The organism is Streptomyces mirabilis (assembly GCF_039503195.1).
Classification (GTDB): Bacteria; Actinomycetota; Actinomycetes; order Streptomycetales; family Streptomycetaceae; genus Streptomyces; species Streptomyces mirabilis_D.
This window is the reverse complement of sequence record NZ_JBCJKP010000001.1, coordinates 6,919,431-6,936,657: the sequence shown is the minus strand read 5'-3', so window position 1 is coordinate 6,936,657 and position 17,227 is coordinate 6,919,431. Positions and strand designations below refer to the sequence as shown.

Annotated in this window: 16 protein-coding genes; 9 read left to right on the top strand and 7 right to left on the bottom strand. The window is 70.6% G+C overall.

Translation table 11 applies throughout. The features are described from left to right. Positions 1–221 precede the first annotated feature (221 nt). The 3 genes from AAFF41_RS32025 to AAFF41_RS32015 all read left to right on the top strand — a co-directional run bounded on the left by AAFF41_RS32025 (position 222) and on the right by AAFF41_RS32015 (position 3,425). A complete protein-coding gene (locus AAFF41_RS32025; RefSeq protein ID WP_319746191.1) occupies positions 222–1,112 on the top strand; it encodes a hypothetical protein in 891 nt (296 codons plus the stop codon). Positions 1,113–1,347: 235 nt separating this feature from the next. Further along, a complete protein-coding gene (locus AAFF41_RS32020; RefSeq protein ID WP_343325038.1) occupies positions 1,348–2,583 on the top strand; it encodes an ABC transporter ATP-binding protein in 1,236 nt (411 codons plus the stop codon). Further along, the gene (locus tag AAFF41_RS32015; protein WP_097286255.1) at positions 2,580–3,425 is read left to right on the top strand and encodes an ABC transporter permease subunit; all 846 of its coding nucleotides are present in this window, start codon (positions 2,580–2,582) and stop codon (positions 3,423–3,425) included. The genes AAFF41_RS32020 and AAFF41_RS32015 overlap by 4 nt, the downstream gene beginning before the upstream one ends. Before the next feature lie 22 nt (positions 3,426–3,447). Here AAFF41_RS32015 and AAFF41_RS32010 read toward each other — a convergent pair whose 3' ends face one another. Further along, positions 3,448–3,780 carry a hypothetical protein gene (locus AAFF41_RS32010; RefSeq protein WP_054233208.1) on the bottom strand — a complete coding sequence of 111 codons (333 nt, stop codon included), beginning with the start codon at positions 3,778–3,780 and terminating at the stop codon, positions 3,448–3,450. A 220-nt stretch (positions 3,781–4,000) separates the two neighbouring features. On the opposite strand from AAFF41_RS32010, the gene AAFF41_RS32005 reads away from it, so the two are divergent. After that, complete coding sequence (locus AAFF41_RS32005; protein ID WP_143628128.1) at positions 4,001–5,029, top strand: LLM class flavin-dependent oxidoreductase; 1,029 nt, start codon at positions 4,001–4,003, stop codon at positions 5,027–5,029. A gap of 252 nt (positions 5,030–5,281) precedes the next feature. Here the strand turns inward: AAFF41_RS32005 and AAFF41_RS32000 are convergent, their stop codons facing one another. After that, on the bottom strand, positions 5,282–5,674 hold the full coding sequence (locus AAFF41_RS32000) for an SCO5389 family protein (protein WP_067369067.1): 393 nt from the start codon (positions 5,672–5,674) through the stop codon (positions 5,282–5,284). 244 nt (positions 5,675–5,918) lie between these two features. Between AAFF41_RS32000 and nucS the strand changes: the two genes are divergently transcribed. Then, positions 5,919–6,590, top strand: coding sequence for an endonuclease NucS (gene nucS / locus AAFF41_RS31995; protein WP_060901300.1), 672 nt, complete (start codon positions 5,919–5,921; stop codon positions 6,588–6,590). Between the two features lie 96 nt (positions 6,591–6,686). Here nucS and AAFF41_RS31990 read toward each other — a convergent pair whose 3' ends face one another. The 4 genes from AAFF41_RS31990 to AAFF41_RS51710 form a co-directional block, all read right to left on the bottom strand. After that, positions 6,687–9,266, bottom strand: a complete 2,580-nt coding sequence (locus tag AAFF41_RS31990) for an ATP-binding protein (RefSeq protein ID WP_343325036.1) — start codon at positions 9,264–9,266, stop codon at positions 6,687–6,689. A 270-nt stretch (positions 9,267–9,536) separates the two neighbouring features. After that, on the bottom strand, positions 9,537–9,860 hold the full coding sequence (locus tag AAFF41_RS31985) for an STAS domain-containing protein (protein WP_030596935.1): 324 nt from the start codon (positions 9,858–9,860) through the stop codon (positions 9,537–9,539). A 207-nt stretch (positions 9,861–10,067) separates the two neighbouring features. After that, positions 10,068–10,916, bottom strand: coding sequence for a 3-hydroxyacyl-CoA dehydrogenase family protein (locus AAFF41_RS31980; RefSeq protein ID WP_319746200.1), 849 nt, complete (start codon positions 10,914–10,916; stop codon positions 10,068–10,070). A gap of 177 nt (positions 10,917–11,093) precedes the next feature. Beyond that, positions 11,094–11,759 (bottom strand): RNA-guided endonuclease InsQ/TnpB family protein, encoded by a 666-nt coding sequence (locus AAFF41_RS51710; RefSeq protein ID WP_351520281.1) that lies wholly within the window; start codon positions 11,757–11,759, stop codon positions 11,094–11,096. Positions 11,760–11,949: 190 nt separating this feature from the next. On the opposite strand from AAFF41_RS51710, the gene AAFF41_RS31975 reads away from it, so the two are divergent. Then, positions 11,950–12,522 carry a cob(I)yrinic acid a,c-diamide adenosyltransferase gene (locus AAFF41_RS31975; RefSeq protein WP_054233214.1) on the top strand — a complete coding sequence of 191 codons (573 nt, stop codon included), beginning with the start codon at positions 11,950–11,952 and terminating at the stop codon, positions 12,520–12,522. Positions 12,523–12,692: 170 nt separating this feature from the next. Here AAFF41_RS31975 and AAFF41_RS31970 read toward each other — a convergent pair whose 3' ends face one another. Continuing rightward, positions 12,693–13,247, bottom strand: a complete 555-nt coding sequence (locus AAFF41_RS31970) for a hypothetical protein (protein ID WP_319746203.1) — start codon at positions 13,245–13,247, stop codon at positions 12,693–12,695. Between the two features lie 164 nt (positions 13,248–13,411). Between AAFF41_RS31970 and AAFF41_RS31965 the strand changes: the two genes are divergently transcribed. From AAFF41_RS31965 to AAFF41_RS31955, 3 genes are all read left to right on the top strand, one after another. Continuing rightward, on the top strand, positions 13,412–14,641 hold the full coding sequence (locus tag AAFF41_RS31965) for a sensor histidine kinase (protein WP_343325035.1): 1,230 nt from the start codon (positions 13,412–13,414) through the stop codon (positions 14,639–14,641). Further along, entirely contained in the window at positions 14,638–15,279 is a 642-nt protein-coding gene (locus AAFF41_RS31960; protein WP_319746208.1) for a response regulator transcription factor, read from the top strand. The genes AAFF41_RS31965 and AAFF41_RS31960 overlap by 4 nt, the downstream gene beginning before the upstream one ends. A 109-nt stretch (positions 15,280–15,388) precedes the next feature. Next, positions 15,389–17,227, top strand: coding sequence for a glycoside hydrolase family 18 chitinase (locus AAFF41_RS31955; protein ID WP_319746210.1), 1,839 nt, complete (start codon positions 15,389–15,391; stop codon positions 17,225–17,227).

Genomic DNA, 17,227 nt, shown 5'->3' with positions numbered 1-17,227 from the left:
CCCCGCCCCGAGGACCCCACCCGACTCCACCCGCGTCTCATCAACCTCAACTCACTTCCCCCGTAACCCACTTCGCCCCCACTCGTACAATGGGACGGCATGATTCCCGGTGTCCGTTCCGGCCAACCCCGTCCGGACGGGGAGACCGGGCCCCGCCCCGGGTACACCTCGCGTGGAAGGCTGTTGCCCCTATCGCGCGACCACCCCCGAAGGGCGTCACCGTGACGACGAAGGACCGAAGCCTGCAGGCGCTGGGCCTGGACGACGTGCCCGCGAAGCAGCCGCTCACCTATCCCGGCCGTCCCACCACCGAGCCCTCGCTGCTCACCGGCGGCGAACTGCTCCAGCTCGACGTGCGGCCGCTGCGGCTCGGCGAGTGGTACGTCGAGGAGCGCCAGGAGCAGCAGCGGCTCGACGAGGCGCTCGCCGACCTCGGGCAGGTCGGCACCGGGCACCGCCACCCGGTGATCGCCGTCGGCTCCAACGCCTCCCCCGGCCAGGTCGCCCACAAGCTGACCCGGCTCGGCATCCCGGCGACGGTGCCGATGGTGCCCGTGCGGGTGCACGGCATCGGGGTGGGCTGCTCGGGGCACATCAGTCCGGCGGGGTACGTGGCGGGGACGCCGTACGTGGACCCGCGCGCCGAGACCACGCTCGTCGTCACCTGGCTGGACTCGACGCAGCTGAAGGCGGTCGACGACACCGAGTTCCCGGACTACCGGCGGGCGATACTCCCGGGCGACGCGTTCGCGATGACGATGCCCTCCGGGGAGCGGCTCGGCGGCGCGTACATCTACTTCAGCGCGCACGGGGTGCTCGCCGATCCGGCCACCGGGCAGCCGCGTCCGGGCGGCGGTGACCAGGCGCAGCTGCTCGCCGCACTGCTGGCCGACTCCGCCCGGCTGCGCGAACTGCTCGGTCCCGACCCGGCCACCTGGGTGCGGCGCGCGGGAGCCGACCGCGCGCTGCGCGAGCGGGGCACGCTGGTCTTCGGTGAGGAGGGCTGGGTACTGCCGCAGACGGACTTCCTGCCGTACGTCGACGACGCGTCCGAGCTGCGGCTGTACGACGACCTGCCGCCGCTGGACGACTCGCTTCCCCGTCGGGTGTGAGGCGTGCTCCGTATCGGCTGCGGAGATTCCGTTTCCGGCCTGACCAGGCAAGACGGGTACCTGACAAAGGTAGGGTGCGGGTAAGGCCCCAGGTAAGGCCGTTCTCCTGCCCGCCCCCCGCGTGACCTGCACATTTTTACTTACTCTTGAGTGGAACCGTCAGCGCCCCGATATCCTCCTAACCCTTACGGGGGCGTGCGCCCCGACGTCCTGAACCTTTCGATGGGTGCGGAGCATGATCGAGGCAGTCGGCCTGACGAAGCGCTACGGCGCCAAGACGGCCGTGTACAACCTTTCCTTCCAGGTGCGGCCGGGTGCCGTCACCGGCTTCCTCGGGCCCAACGGCTCGGGCAAGTCGACGACGATGCGGATGATCCTCGGCCTCGACAACCCCACCTCGGGGCAGGTCACCATCGGCGGCTTCCCCTACCGCAAGCTGCCCAACGCGCCGCGCCAGGTCGGCGCGCTCCTCGACGCCAAGGCCGTGCACGGCGGCCGGCACGCCCGCAACCACCTGCTCTGCCTCGCCCAGCTGTCGGGCATCCCGGCCCGCCGGGTCGACGAGGTACTCGGCGTGGTCGGGCTGCAGGACGTGGCCAAGAAGCGCTCCAAGGGCTTCTCGCTCGGCATGGGACAGCGGCTCGGCATCGCCGCCGCGCTCCTCGGCGACCCTCAGGTGCTGCTCTTCGACGAGCCGGTCAACGGCCTCGACCCCGAGGGCATCCTCTGGGTCCGCAACCTGATGAAGGCGCTCGCGGCGGAGGGACGCACGGTCTTCGTCTCCTCGCACCTGATGAGCGAGATGGCGCTGACCGCCGACCACCTGATCGTGATCGGGCGCGGTCAGCTGCTCGCCGACCAGAACATCAAGGACTTCATCTCGCACAACTCGGCCGACTTCGCCCGGGTCCGCACCCCGGAGACCGAGCCGCAGCAGCGCGAGAAGCTGACCGCCGCGCTCACCGAGGCGGGCGGCCAGGTGCTGCCCGAGCAGGACGGCGCGCTGCGCGTGATGGGCCTGCCGCTGCCCCGCATCAGCGACCTCGCGCACTCCGCCGACGTACGCCTGTGGGAGCTCTCTCCGCACCAGGCCTCGCTGGAGGAGGCGTACATGCGGATGACACAGGGCGCCGTCGACTACCGCTCGACCATCGACCAGAAGGCCGGGCTCCAGCAGGAGCTGCCGCCGGGTGCCATGCCGCCGCAGCAGCTGCCGGTCGCGGGCCAGGGCCAGCCGGGCTGGTACGCACCGCCGCCGCCCCAGCAGGGCGGGCAGCCGTTCGCGATGCCGCAGGGCGCCCCGCAGGCGGGTCCCTACGGCGCTCCGGGCAACCCGGGTGCGCCGGGTGCCGCGGACGTCAACCCGTACGCCCAGCCCGCTCCCCAGGCCCCCGCGCAGCCGCCCGTCGCACCCCCGGCGCCCGCCGCTCCCGCCACCCCCGACCTGACCAAGCCCGAGGACGCCCGATGAGCACGCCCCCGCCCCCGATGCCGCAGCAGGCCGCCGCTGCCCCCACCTGGCAGGCGGCGCCCGGCACTTCGTACAGCTCGCCGATCCCGGTCACCCCCACCCACCTCGGCCACGCGCTCACCTCCGAGTGGACGAAGATCAAGTCGGTGCGCTCGACGCTCTGGACGCTCGGCATCTTCCTGCTCCTGGTGGTCGGCATCGGCTTCCTGGTCGCCGCGCAGACCCAGGACTCCGACTTCGGCGACGTGCCGTACACGATCCCGGCCTTCTTCGGGCTGATACTGGGCCAGATCTGCCTGATCACGCTGGGCGTCCTGGTCGTCTCCTCCGAGTACGGCACGGGGATGATCCGCACGACCTTCACGGCCTCGCCGCAGCGCCACCGGGTGCTCACCGCCAAGTTGATCATCTTCTTCGCGGTGGCGTTCACCGTCTCGGTGTTCTCCATCGGCCTGGTCGGCCTCATGACCTCGGCCATGCACAGCGGTTCCTCGCACGTCTCGTGGGGCGGCACGGTCGTCAAGGGTGCGCTGTACGTCTCGCTGCTCGGCGTCCTGTCCCTCGCGGTGGGCTCGATGCTGCGGCACTCGGCGGGCGCGATCACCACGATGCTCGGGGTCGTGCTGGTGCCCGCGATCCTGCCCGCGTTCCTGATGATGTCGCAGAGCATGCGCACGATCGGCGAGAAGATGCAGGAGTACGCCGCTCCCAACGCCCTCGCCAGGGTCTTCGCCCTGAACAACGAGAACGGCAGCGGCGTCGCGCAGCTCGGTCTGCTCGCCGGGGTGACGGCGGCGGCGATCGCCGGCGCGTACGTGCTGCTGGAGCGCCGGGACGTGTGAGTCCGCTCCGGCCCGAAGTGGCCTAGAACCTGGGCGCGTTACGGGACCGCTGCACCCTTGAGGTGCGGCGGTCCTTCGCGTTCCAGCAGGCCTTGTGCCAGTGACGGCGCTCGTCGACGCCCGAGTGCTCGGGCCAGGCCACCACGTGCGGGACGCCGGAGGGGATCATCTGGTCGCAGCCCGGGCAGCGGTAGGTCTTGCCCTCGGCGCTGGCGCCCGCCACATGACGCACGCTCCACTCCTCGCCCTGCCAGCTCTCCGTGGACTGCCAGCCGCCGTACCGCCCGGAGCGGTCGTCCTCCGCGCTCCGGTCGGAGGGGTCGGAACCCTTGGGGCGGTTGCGACGCGGGGACACAGGACACCTCACGGAGCTATACAGGGAGCAGGGCCTGCTCCAGCCTACGCGGAGCGGACAGGGGTAGCCGTACCCCATCAACCCCCTCAGATCGCCCTCCCGTCGGCTCATTCTGCAGACAATCCGCAAATCTCTCCGACAGGCCGTGTCCTCGGCACGTGTCGGGCGGTTATGCCGGTGGGGGAGCTCCGCGTCGGAGCCGAGGAAGCAGGAAAGCACCATGCACGTGGGAAGTTTTGTACTGGCGGCCCAGTTCCCGGGACAGGGCCAGGGGGAGGCCCTGCACCGCGCGGTGCGCACGGCCGAGGTCGCCGAAGAGGCCGGGCTCGACGCGGTGTGGCTGGCCGAGCACCACTTCGTGCCGTACGGGACGTGCCCGTCGGCGGTGACCCTGGCCGCCCTGCTGCTGGGCCGCACCAGCCGCATCCGCGTGGGTACGGCGGTGAGCGTACTGCCCACCGTCCACCCCGTCGCCCTCGGTGAGCAGGCCGCGCTGCTGCACGTGACGTCCGGCGGCCGTTTCACGCTGGGCGTGGGGCGCGGCGGGCCCTGGGTGGACCTGGAGGTCTTCGGCGCGGGCCTGGAGGCATACGAGAAGGGGTTCCCGGAATCACTCGATCTGCTGGTGCGCTGGCTGCGCGAGCCGTCCGTGGAAGGGCGGGGCGAGCGGTTCAGGTTCCGCGAAGTGCCCGTCGTGCCCCGGCCGTCGGAGTCGCTGAGCGGCTCCCCCGGCCCCGAGGTCGTCGTCGCCTGCACCTCGCCGGCGAGCGTGCGGCTCGCCGCCGAGCGGGGGCTGCCGATGCTCCTCGGTATGCATGTCGGTGACGAGGAGAAGGCCGAAATGGTGTCCCTGTGGCGACAGTTGGCACGTGTGGCGGGCCGTTCGACGGACGAGATCCTCGGCGCGGCCCATGTGTCGGCCGGCGTCTGCCAGATCGCGGACCGTCGCACCGACGCCGTCGAGACACTCCTCAAGGCGATGCCCGGCTGGCTGAGGCAGGGGTTGGACGCGCATGTGACGGTCGACGGCCGCGCCCGCGCGATGCGGGACCCGCTGGCGTACACGGAACTCCTGTGCGGGCTGCACCCGGTGGGCACGCCGCGCCTGTGCGCCGACCGTCTCGCGGCCACCTCGGAGCGCACCGGCATCTCCCGCTTCGCCCTCCTCGTCGAGGGCTCCGGCGACCTGGCGGCGACAGAGGAGAACGTCCAACGACTCGGCTCCGAGGTACTCCCCCACCTCGGCTGAGACAGGTCACCGCGGACGGCGTGGGCCCGGGAGAGGGTGCGGGCGCCCTGGGCCCACCAAGGGTCTCCAGGGCCCCACAACCGACTTGTCCCGCCCCGCGGCCCGGACAACTCGGTCTCCCTGACCCGACGCACACACCCACCCACGATCCGCGTCCCGCTGTCGGCCCGGGGACCCGGGGGAGCCTGCCGCCCCGTACAGATGCACCTCCCGCGTACGGAGCGGCAAGCAATGCGGCATCAAGGCGTCACGTCAGCAGTCTCGGAACTCCGGCGACTGATTCAGCAGCTGACTGCGCACCGAGGTGAAGCGTGCCAGCGTGTCGTCCACTGAGGTGTCCAGTGGGAACACCGCCACCCGATGGCAGTTCTGGAAGGCCAGCCGCACACCGAAGTGCCGCTGCAGCGCGCCGCGTATCGCGTCACTCGCGAGCGCACGCAGCAGCTGGCCACGCGCCTGCTCGTCCGGCGGAGGCGTCTGGTTGTCGGCGAAGTTGCCGCCGTCCACCTTCAGCTGAGCCACCAGGGAGCTGATCATCTCCCATGCGTAGGGCAGGGAGGTCCGGACGCAGTCGACGAATTCTGCTTCGTCGACCTCGCCTCGCTCGGCCTTCTCGAGTAGGGCCGGTGAGACGTCGAGCGACATGGGTTCTCCTCTCGCACCCCCAGACCTCGGGGGTTGCCGGACAGGTAAGGGACATTCGCGATATCGAACACTCTGAGTACACGCATCGCGACCTCCCGTTTATACGGTAAGCAACGTACGGTGACGGCACCAGGAGAATGCGCACATAGCGAACTCCCAGTAGGCCCACAATCAGCCACGACCGAACAGGCGTCTTCCAGGGCGAATCGCGTGGACCTCCGCCCGTCGAGTAGCGTTGCGGACCATGCGTCTCGTCATTGCCCGCTGCTCCGTTGACTACGCGGGCCGGCTCACCGCCCATCTCCCGTCGGCCCCCCGTCTCATCCTGGTGAAGGCGGACGGCAGCGTCTCGATCCACGCTGACGACCGGGCCTACAAGCCCCTCAACTGGATGTCGCCGCCCTGCACCCTGAAGGAGGGCTCCGGCGACGAGGAGGGCGTCTGGACCGTCATCAACAAGGCGGGCGAGAAGCTCATCATCACGATGGAGGAAGTCCTCCACGACTCCTCGCACGAACTCGGCGTGGACCCCGGCCTGATCAAGGACGGCGTGGAAGCGCACCTTCAGGAGCTCCTCGCCGACCGCATCGAAACGCTCGGCGAGGGCTACACGCTCATCCGCCGCGAGTACATGACGGCCATCGGCCCCGTCGACATCCTGTGCCGCGACGGCGAGGGCCAGACCGTCGCCATCGAGATCAAGCGCCGCGGCGAGATCGACGGCGTGGAGCAGCTCACCCGCTACCTGGAACTGCTCAACCGCGACCCGCACCTCGCGCCGGTCCGTGGCGTCTTCGCCGCCCAGGAGATCAAGCCGCAGGCCCGCGTCCTCGCCACGGACCGCGGCATCGGCTGCACGGTCCTGGACTACGACGCGTTGCGGGGCATCGAGGACGACAAGCTGCGGTTGTTCTGATTCGAACGACTTTGACTCAATCGGCCATGTAGTTCGCCGGTCAGAAGTGAGGGCCGGGTCCGATGTCGGACCCGGCCCTCACTTCTGTCGTGGTGCTCAGATCACCGAACCGTTCGGCGACCCGGCGGCGCTGCTGCTCGCCGGAACACTCGCAGAACTGCTTTGCGGGGCCCCGGCGCTGGTGCTCGCGGGGACGCTGGAGGCGGGGCCGCTGGCGGTGGTTGTGGTGGTGGACGGCGGCGTGGTCGGAGGGGTGGTGGGCGCGGAGGGCGACGTCGACGACGTGGGACCCGTCGGGCTCACCGACGACGAAGGGCTCGTCGACGGCTTCGGCGACGTCGACGACGACGGCTTGGTCGTCGGCGGCTTGGAAGTCGACTTGGACGGCGACGTCGACGTACCCCCGCCCCCCTTCGTCCCACTCGGGCTGTCCGAAGGCCGCCCGCTCGTGTTCGTCGGCGGCGTCGGGTCGTCCGAGGTCCCGTACGTGCCGTCGGGGCCCGGGTCCGTCGGCGTGGACACCACGCCCGCGTCGCTGCCGCCGCCCTTCTTCGCCTTGTCGGCGCCGAGGCTGTCGTCCTGGCCGCCCTGGCTGGCCGAGGGGTTGACGCCGACCTTCTCGGACGGGTTGTCGGTGTTGTTGTTCGAGGTCGCGCCGAGCGTCACCACGGTGCCCAGCACCGCGACGAGCAGCGCGCCCGCGCCCGCGGCCACCAGGTTGCGCCGGGTGCCGGCCACCAGACGACTGCCCACGCCCACGCGCTTCGACGCCGGACCCGGTTCGGCCCGGTGGGTGACCAGCGTCGAGGGCTCCCCGACCGGAGCGGAGAGCACGAACGCGGCCGGTACGCCGCCGGGCGGCGACACCGACTCCTCGTGCCGTGCGTCGGGCACCTCCTCGCCCGCCGCCGTGCGCCCGCCGGGCAGTACGGCCACGCCGGGCAGTACGGCCCCGGAGCGGTCGGCGATCAGCGCGAGGGCCCGGCGGCCCGCGACGGTGCCGCGCTTGTCGGCGAGGGCACCGCGCAGCCCGATGGAGGACTCCAGCTCGGCGCGGGCCCGGTCCAGCTGACCGGCGCAGAGCGCGAGGATGCCCAACTCGTGGTGGAAGTAGGCTTGTTCGCCGACCTCGCCGGCGAGCCTGGAGGCCTCCGCGCCGGAGCGCAGGGCGCGCTCCCAGGCGTTCCAGTTCAGTCCCGCGGCGAAGGCGGGCGCGGCCGTGCGGGCCAGCCGCACGGCGACGCTCTCGTCCTGCTCGTCGGCCGGGGCCGTGGTGAGCGGGACCAGGACGGTGAGGGCGGCGAGCACGGCGTCGGCCTCGGCGCTGACTCGTTCCGGGGTGACCGAGGGGTGTCCGGCCCACCAGGTGTAGTGCTGGGCCGCGGTGCGGGCCTGCTCCTCCAGCCCGTCGGCGTATCCGGCGGCCTCCAGCTGGGCCTGCACGCCGGCGGCGAGCCGGTAGCGGGAGCCGACCGGGGAGACCAGCGCGCAGCCCGCCAGTTCGGCGAGCGCGGCGTCGGCGTGGGTGTCGTCCACGAGGGCGGGCAGATGCGTCTGGTGCGGCACCTCACCGCCGAGCGCGACGGCGAAGCGCAGGGTGGCACGGGCCGACCCGCTCAGGCGGGAGGCGAGCAGCGCGGCGGGCGCGGCCCCCTCGGCGAGCGAGGGCAGCGGTACGTCGTGGCCGTCGGCGGCCTCGAAGGGCGCGTCGACCGGCAGGTCGACCGGGGCGTCCTGGAAGACGCCGAAGTCGTCGAAGGCGTTCTCCTTGGCCTGCAACTGGTCGCGCTGTCGCAGCAGGGCACCGGCCTGCATGAAGCGCAGCGGCAGACCCTCGGACTCGAACCAGAGGTCGCCCGCCCAGTTCGCCTCCTCCTCGGTCAGCACGCGTCCGACGGTCCGCTCCAAGAGCTCGAGGCCGCCGCTGCGGTCGAGTCCGCCGAGGAAGACCTCTTCGAGGAGGGAGTCGGCGGAGGGCGCGGGGACGTCGGGGGTCGCGGCGATGACGAAGGCGCACTCGGGGGTGGCGTCGAGGAGTTCGTCGAGCGCGGTGCCGCCGATCTCCACGTCGTCGAGGACGACGACCGCGCCGATCCCGTGGACGAGTTCGAGCAGTTCGTCCCGTTCGGGACGGTACAGAGGCGCGCTGTGGACAGCGGCGAACAGGTCGTACAGCAGGTCGGTCGCCGTGCGCCGGTATCCGGAGAGGCGGACGACGCCGTCGGGGGCGAGGTCCGCGCAGTCGTCGGCGACGGCGTCGAGCAGGCTGGTGCGGCCGGAGCCGGCGGGGCCGGTGAGGCGTACGGAGCGCCCGCGCGCCAGCAGGCGGACGAGCCGCTCGCGCTCCTCCTGGCGCTCCAGGAGCGGCAGTCGGGGCTGGGCGGGGCCCGGCGGTACGGGCGGCAGGGCGGCGCGGGCCAGATCGGCTCGCTCGGCGGCACTGAACTTCGTGGGCCGCTGCGGTCGCTCTCCCGGCGGGCAGACCTCTATCTCGCTGCCGTCGACGGGGTTGACCGTGAGCAGGAAGTCGCCCGAGACGAGTTGGACGGTGCGGGCGAGTGCGGGTGTGTACTGACCCAGGTCGGCGGTGAGCGCATCACGCGGTGGGCGCGAGCGAGGCGCCTGGCCGTCGTCGTCATGGCCGTACTCTTCGGGTCCCCGGTTGTTCGGGTCCATGTTCCAAGCCCCCCAAAAGCGTCGTGTGCGGATCTTGTCGCCGGGAGTCCGGTGACAAGGACCCAGGCCCCTCCCGGCCTTGCTGCACACCGCGCTGTCGCTTCTGGTCCGGTGCCCGCTCGTAGGGTTTCGGGTGGCGGGCAGCCGAACCCTAAACCTTCGCACAGTATCTCCGACAGGCCGGGGTACCGCGCCGCCCGAGACGTCACAGTCTCGTGAGGATTGTGCGCGAGGTGCGTTTCGTACGCCGCTCAGGAGGCGTACGCCGGGTCACACCCGGGGCAGTGACTCGACTCCGATGCCGCCCTCGATCGCGAGGATCCGGTGCAGCCGGGTGGCCACCAGCAGGCGCTGCATCTGCGGTGGTACACGGCGCAGCACGAGCCGTCGGCCGCACCGCCCGGCCCTTCGGTGGGCCCCCATGATGACACCGAGCCCGGTGGCGTCCCAGGAGTCCAGCTCGGACAGGTCCAGCACCAGATCGCCGACTCCGTCGTCGACGGCCGAGTGCAGGACCGTACGGGCGTCCGCCGCGCTGCGTACGTCGAGGCGGCCCCCGACGACCAGCTCGGCGTGGTCGCCCCTGATGTACATATGCGCTCCCCGAGAGTGCGTCTCGTCCTCTGCGTCAGTCTCTCTGCGTCGGTGTCGGTCCGCGTTGTGCGTGTGCACCGTCTGACTGGCTTGAGGCCGCAGAGGTTGCCGTCTGTAAGCGAACCGATACCGAATTCACCTCATGGGGTGACACCCCAGAGGCACGTGCGGTTTCCGTGACGGGTGATGCTGGATGACTCGCTTGATTCAGTGCTTGTAGAAGCCCTGCCCGCTCTTGCGCCCGATGTCACCGGCGTCAACCATCCGGCGCATCAGCTCCGGCGGAGCGAACTTCTCGTCCTGGGTCTCGGTGTAGATGTTGCCGGTGGCGTGCAGGAGGATGTCGACGCCTGTGAGGTCGGCCGTGGCGAGCGGGCCCATGGCATGGCCGAAGCCCAGTTTGCAGGCGAGGTCGATGTCCTCGGCGGTGGCCACGCCGGACTCGTACAGCTTGGTGGCCTCGACGACGAGCGCCGAGATGAGACGGGTCGTCACGAAGCCGGCCACGTCACGGTTGACGACGATGCAGGTCTTGCCGACGGACTCGGCGAACTCCCGTGCGGTGGCGAGGGTTTCGTCGCTCGTCTTGTAGCCGCGCACCAGTTCGCACAGCTGCATCATCGGTACGGGTGAGAAGAAGTGGACGCCGACGACCCGCTCCGGGCGCTCGGTGGCCGCGGCGATCTTGGTGATCGGGATGGCGGAGGTGTTCGAGGCGAGCACGGTGTCGTCCCGCACGATCTTGTCGAGCGCGCGGAAGATGTCGTGCTTGACCTCGAGCTTCTCGAAGACGGCCTCGACGACGATGTCCGCGTCCGCGGCGGCGTCGAGATCGGTGGTCGCGGTGATCCGGCCGAGTGCGGCATCGGCGTCGCGCGCCTCCAGCCTGCCCTTGCTCACGAACTTGTCGTAGGAGGCCTTGATGCCGTCGATGCCTCGCGTGAGCGCCTCGTCGGTGACATCGCGCAGAACGACTTCCCAGCCCGCCTGCGCGGACACCTGGGCGATACCGGACCCCATGAGCCCGGCTCCGATGACGGCGAGCTTCCCTGCCACTGTGCGACTCCCCTGACGCGGTGTTTATGTCTGCCTCTCGGGCGGACACTAGCGCTCGTGAGGGCCTGTGTGACGAGTAAGTAATGCGTGTCACGGTCTCACGCCGTGAGACGGTCGTCACGTCTCAACTGACGGACTTGGCGATCCTCCTCCGACCGAAGTCAGGGGGATTCCGACCTAGGCGGTCGGTGCGTTAATTCCGCGCGGTTGCACGCTGGTTGGCGCTTCACGGACCGGCTGGAGCCGAGGTCTCCACGCCCTGTGACCCGCATGCCCGCGGGCCAGCGTGTTCTTCGCGCCGACCGTGTCAGCGTGCTCCTTGTGACCGCAGGCGGTGCACACGAACCTCGCTTGGCTCTTGCGATGGTCCGGATGCACATGCCCACAAACAGGGCACGTCGTTGACGTATGAGCGGGATTCACCGTGCGCACCGTGGCGCCGGTACGGCGGGCACGGTCGCGAACCGCCAACTCGAAGGAATGCCGGCCTTTGTCCTGGATGGAACGGTTGAGTCCGGACTTCTGCCGAACTCTGACACCGGGCTCCGCCACGGATCCCCTGGCAGTGGCGGTCATGGCCCCGGTGTTGAGGTCTTCGAGGACCACGAGGGCATTGCCGTCCACCATCTGACGGGCGCTCTGCGCATGGAAGTCCTGGCGCCGGTCACGGACCCTGCGCATGATGACCCGCATCTTCGCCCGGCATGCCCTTCGCCTCCCGGATCCCTTCCGAGAGCGGGCAAGCTGTTGCTGGAGCCGCCGGTACCGTGCGGCCTCACCAGGAGAGACGAAGCGACGGTCAAGGAATTGGCCGGCGAGGCGGTACTCCACGCCCACCAGCATGGTTCACCACCTTCCCTTCCGGGCGCAGCCAGGGCTCCACTCCGGTTAGCGCCGTTCCCGATTCAAGGACACGGGTACGAAGGGAGAACATGCGCACGGAATCGAACGCCTGAGAGGAACGGTGCAGAGGCGCCGAAGCAGTGCTCGGTCACACGTCGGCTCCCCTCGCGAGACCGTCTAAATTGGCCCCATGGTCAATCTGACGCGCATCTACACCAGGACCGGCGACCAGGGCACCACCGCTCTCGGGGACATGAGCCGGGTCGCCAAGACCGATCCCCGGATCTCGGCCTACGCGGACGCCAACGAGGCGAACGCGGTCCTCGGGACGGCGATCGCACTGGGCGGCCTCGACGAGGAGGTCGTCGCGGTCCTCACCCGGGTGCAGAACGACCTCTTCGACGTCGGCGCGGACCTGTCGACCCCGGTGGTCGAGGACCCGAAGTTCCCGCCCCTGCGGGTCGAGCAGTTCTACATCGACAAGCTGGAGGCGGACTGCGACCGCTTCAACGACGAGCTGGAGAAGCTGCGCTCCTTCATCCTGCCCGGCGGCACCCCGGGCGCGGCACTGCTGCACCAGGCGTGCACGGTCGTACGCCGCGCCGAGCGGTCGACATGGGCGGCGCTGGAGGTCCACGGCGACGTCATGAACCCGCTGACCGCCACCTACCTGAACCGGCTCTCCGACCTGCTGTTCATCCTCGCCCGCACGGCGAACAAGGAGACCGGGGACGTGCTGTGGGTGCCGGGCGGCGAGCGCTAGGGCCCTGTCCTTGGGATCAGGCCTGGCCGCGGGGCCGGCACGCACATCTGCGGCGTTGTCGTCAGTCGCCATGCCTCCCTCCTCCGCCTTGCACCTGCACGCACCAGCCCCCGCTCACCGGCACCGATCAAGCCCCGTCGCCCAAAACGACCTGATCCAAACGACAGGCCCTAGCCGCCGGACCGACCCTGCGTGACCGGGGCCCGTTTGGGCCGGAGGACATACGTCAGGGCGATCAGGCCGTGGATCCCCACCGCCCGTAGCGCCACCCACTGGAAGGCGCGCAGCGACGAGGTGTCGCCGACGCCCACGAACCAGATCGCGCCCTGGAGGAGGGCGCACGCGACGGTCGCCGCGAGGAGGGTACGGAGCCAGAGGCGGCCCTCGTGGGCGGCCCGGGGCCTGCCGAAGCGCGGGGGCTTCGGCGGGGGCGGGCCACCGGCCAGGCGGTGGGCGGCGTGGCCGTCCAACCAGCGGATGGTGTAGTGGCCGTACGCGACGGTGAAGCCGATGTAGAGCGCCGCCAGGCCGTGTTCCCAGCTCGGCTCGGCGCCGTTCCGGAGGTCGAGCGCCGTCACCACGAAAAGCACCACCTCCAGCAGCGGCTCGCACAGCAGCAGGGCCACGCTCGTACGGCGCAGCCTCAGCAGATAGCGGACGGCGAGGCCCGCGGCCAGCAGCAGCCAGAAACCGGCCTCGCACGCGACGATCAACCCGACGATCACGGTTCGCCCCTCTCGGTCACCCCTCCAGGCTCACGTCCGGGGCGGCCCGGATCGTCATCGGCGGTGACGAGGTCCCGGTACATCGAAAGTTGCAGTTCCGGACCCTTCCCGGGCATCAGGCGGTGGGCCGGTGCGCCGTGTTGGATGGAGTCATGGATGCAGTCATGGCCCGGCGACCCGCCCGCCCCCACCGCGACGACGTGGGCATCGCGGCCGGCGGACTGCTCGGCGGGCTCTTCCTGTGGAGCGTCGGTCTCTACAGCCGTACGCCGGACGATCCGATGTCCCGTGCGGACCAGGGCTGGGCCGTCCTGGTGCCGCTGGCCGTGATGGCCTGCTGTGAACCGCTGCGCCGGACACGGCCGCGCACCGCCCTGCTCGTGGGCACACTCGCGCTCGTCGCCGACCTGCTGACCCGCGGCAGCCTGGCCACGGTCGTGATGTTCACGGACCTGGTCTACGCGGCCGTCCTGTACGGCTCCCCCGGCGCGGCCCGCCGCATCCCCTGGATCACCGGGCTGATCACGGTGATCGCGACCGTGTGGCCGGTCGCGGCCTGGCACAAGCCGGAGGGGCTGTTGATCGGCGCGTTCACCGGCCTGGTGACGTTCACCCCCGCCGCCACCGGCTGGATCGTCCGCAACCACCGCGACACCGCCGTCGCCGAACGGCTGCGCGCCGAACAGACGACCCTGCTCGCCGAGATGGACCGCGCCCACGCCGTCACCGCCGAACGAGCCCGGATGGCACGGGAGTTGCACGACATGGTGGCCAACCATCTCTCCGCGATCGCGATCCACTCCACGGCCGCGCTCTCCATCGACGACCCGAACACGTCCAGGGACGCGCTCACCGTCATCCGTGAGAACAGCGTCGAGGGGCTCGCGGAGATGCGCCGGCTGATCGGGATCCTGCGCGACGGCAGCGACGACCGCGAGCCGTCCGCCGCACCCACCCTCGACGGACTCGGCGCCCTGGTGGCCGGCGCCCGCACCAACGGACTCGACGTCACGCTCACCACCGCGCACGGCAAGGTGCCCGCCCCGGTCGAGCTCGCCGCGTACCGCATCGTCCAGGAGTCGCTGACCAACGCCCTCAAGCACGCGCCCGAGGGCCGTGTCACGGTGACGCTCACCCAGCGGGACGGCTCGCTCGCCATCGCGGTGACCAGTCCGTACGGCGGTCCGAGCGGCCCCCGCGCCCCCGGTTCCGGCGCCGGTCTCGTGGGGATGCGGGAGCGGGCCGACCTGCTGGGCGGCAGCTTCGAGGCGGGGCCGGAGCCCTCCCCGGACAGCGGGCACGTCAAGCACCGCAAGGGTGGAAAAGACGGCAAGGACGGCGCGATCTGGACCGTACGCGCCACCCTGCCCCTGGTCCAAGGAGAACCCGGATGATCCGCGTGCTCGTCGCCGAGGACCAGTCCGCCGTACGGGCCGGGCTCGTCCTCATCCTGCGCAGCGCACCCGACATCGAGGTGGTCGGCGAGGCCGCGGACGGCCAGCGGGCGGTCGCGCTCGCCCGCGAACTCCGCCCGGACCTGGTCCTGATGGATGTGCAGATGCCCCGGCTCGACGGGGTGTCCGCCACCCGTCAGGTCGTCGCCGAGCGGCTCGCCGACGTGCTCGTGCTCACCACCTTCGACCTCGACGAGTACGTCTTCGGTGCGCTGCGTGCGGGCGCCTCCGGGTTTCTGCTGAAGAACACGGAGGCGAGGGACCTGCTGGTGGCGGTGCGGACGGTGGCGAGCGGCGAGGGGCTGATCGCCCCGGCCGTGACGCGTCGGCTGATCGCCGAGTTCGCCGCGAAGCCGGTACGGGAGCCGAGCGCCGACCCGGCCGTGCTCGACGCGCTGACGCGCCGGGAGCGGGAAGTGCTGTCCTGCCTGGGTGAGGGGCTCTCCAACGCGGAGATCGCGGGTCGACTGGAGATGGCGGAGGCGACGGTGAAGACCCACGTCAGCCGTCTGCTGGGGAAGCTGGAGCTGCGGAGCAGGGTCCAAGCGGCCGTGCTGGCACAGGAGTTGGGCGTCTGACTCACCGCGCGGGTGCACTGGTCCAGACCTATTGACCTATGGTCCAGACCTTTCTATTCTCGCCGCACTGCGCTTAGCCATGCCCACGACATCCCCGAGGAGAGGCATCATGCGCTTCAGAACCAGAGTCCGACAGCGAACCGTGGCAGGACTCACCACCCTGCTGCTTCCGCTCGCCGCCCTCGTCGGGCTCGCGAGCCCCGCCTCGGCAGCCACCTCCGCCACCGCCACGTACACCAAGACCCAGGACTGGGGTACGGGCTTCGAAGGCAAGTGGACGGTCACCAACACCGGTACCACCAGCATCAGTTCCTGGACGATCGACTGGGACTTCCCCTCCGGTACGTCCGTCACCTCGGCCTGGGACGCGGACGTCACCTCCTCCGGCACCCACTGGACCGCCAAGAACAAGTCCTACAACGGCACCCTCGCCGCGGGCGCCTCCGTCTCCTTCGGCTTCAACGGCGCCGGCTCGGGATCTCCGTCCAACTGCACGCTCAACGGCGGCAGTTGTGACGGCGGCACCACCGTCCCCGGTGACAACCCGCCCGGCGCGCCCGGCACCCCCACCGCCTCCGCGATCACCGACACCTCGGTGAAGCTCTCCTGGAGCGCGGCCACCGACGACAAGGGCGTCAAGAACTACGACGTCCTGCGCGGCGGCACCAAGGTCGCCACCGTGACCACGACCTCGTACACGGACACCGGTCTGACCGCGGGCACCGACTACTCGTACACCGTCCAGGCCCGTGACACCGCCGACCAGACCGGTCCGGTCAGCGGCGCGGTCGCCGTGCACACCACCGGTGGCGGCACCACCCCGCCGCCCACCGGCAACGCCGTCAAGCTCGGCTACTTCACCGAGTGGGGCATCTACGGCCGCAACTACAACGTCAAGAACCTGGTGACGTCCGGCTCGGCCGCCAAGATCACGCACATCAACTACGCCTTCGGCAACGTCACCAACGGCCAGTGCGCGATCGGCGACTCCTACGCCGACTACGACAAGGCCTTCACCGCCGACCAGTCGGTCAGCGGCGTCGCCGACACCTGGGACCAGCCGCTGCGCGGCAACTTCAACCAGCTGCGCGAGCTGAAGGCCAAGTACCCGAACATCAAGATCCTCTGGTCCTTCGGCGGCTGGACCTGGTCCGGCGGCTTCGCCCAGGCCGCGGCCAACCCGACCGCGTTCGCCCAGTCCTGCTACAACCTGGTCGAGGACCCGCGCTGGGCCGACGTCTTCGACGGCATCGACATCGACTGGGAGTACCCGAACGCCTGCGGCCTGTCCTGCGACACCAGCGGCGCCGCCGCCTACAAGAACCTGATGCAGGCCCTGCGCGCCAAGTTCGGCACGAACAACCTGGTCACCGCGGCCACCACGGCGGACGGCACCTCTGGCGGCAAGATCGACGCCGCCGACTACGCGGGCGCCTCGCAGTACGTCGACTGGTACAACGTGATGTCGTACGACTTCTTCGGAGCGTTCAACGCGCAGGGCCCGACGGCCCCGCACTCCCCGCTCACCTCGTACAGCGGTATCCCGACGCCCGGCTTCACCACGGCCGACGCGATCGCCAAGTTCAAGGCGAAGGGCGTGCCCGCGAGCAAGCTGCTGATCGGCATCGGCTTCTACGGCCGCGGCTGGACGGGCGTCACCCAGGACGCGCCGGGCGGCACGGCCACGGGGCCGGCGCCGGGAACGTACGAGCAGGGCATCGAGGACTACAAGGTGCTCAAGACGTCCTGCCCGGCCACCGGCACGATCGCCGGGACGGCGTACGCGCACTGCGGCAGCAACTGGTGGTCCTACGACACCCCGGCGACCATCGGCACGAAGATGGCCTGGGCCAAGAGTCAGGGCCTGGGCGGCGCGTTCTTCTGGGAGTTCAGCGGAGACACCAGCAACGGCGAACTGGTGAGCGCCCTCACCAACGGGCTCGGATAG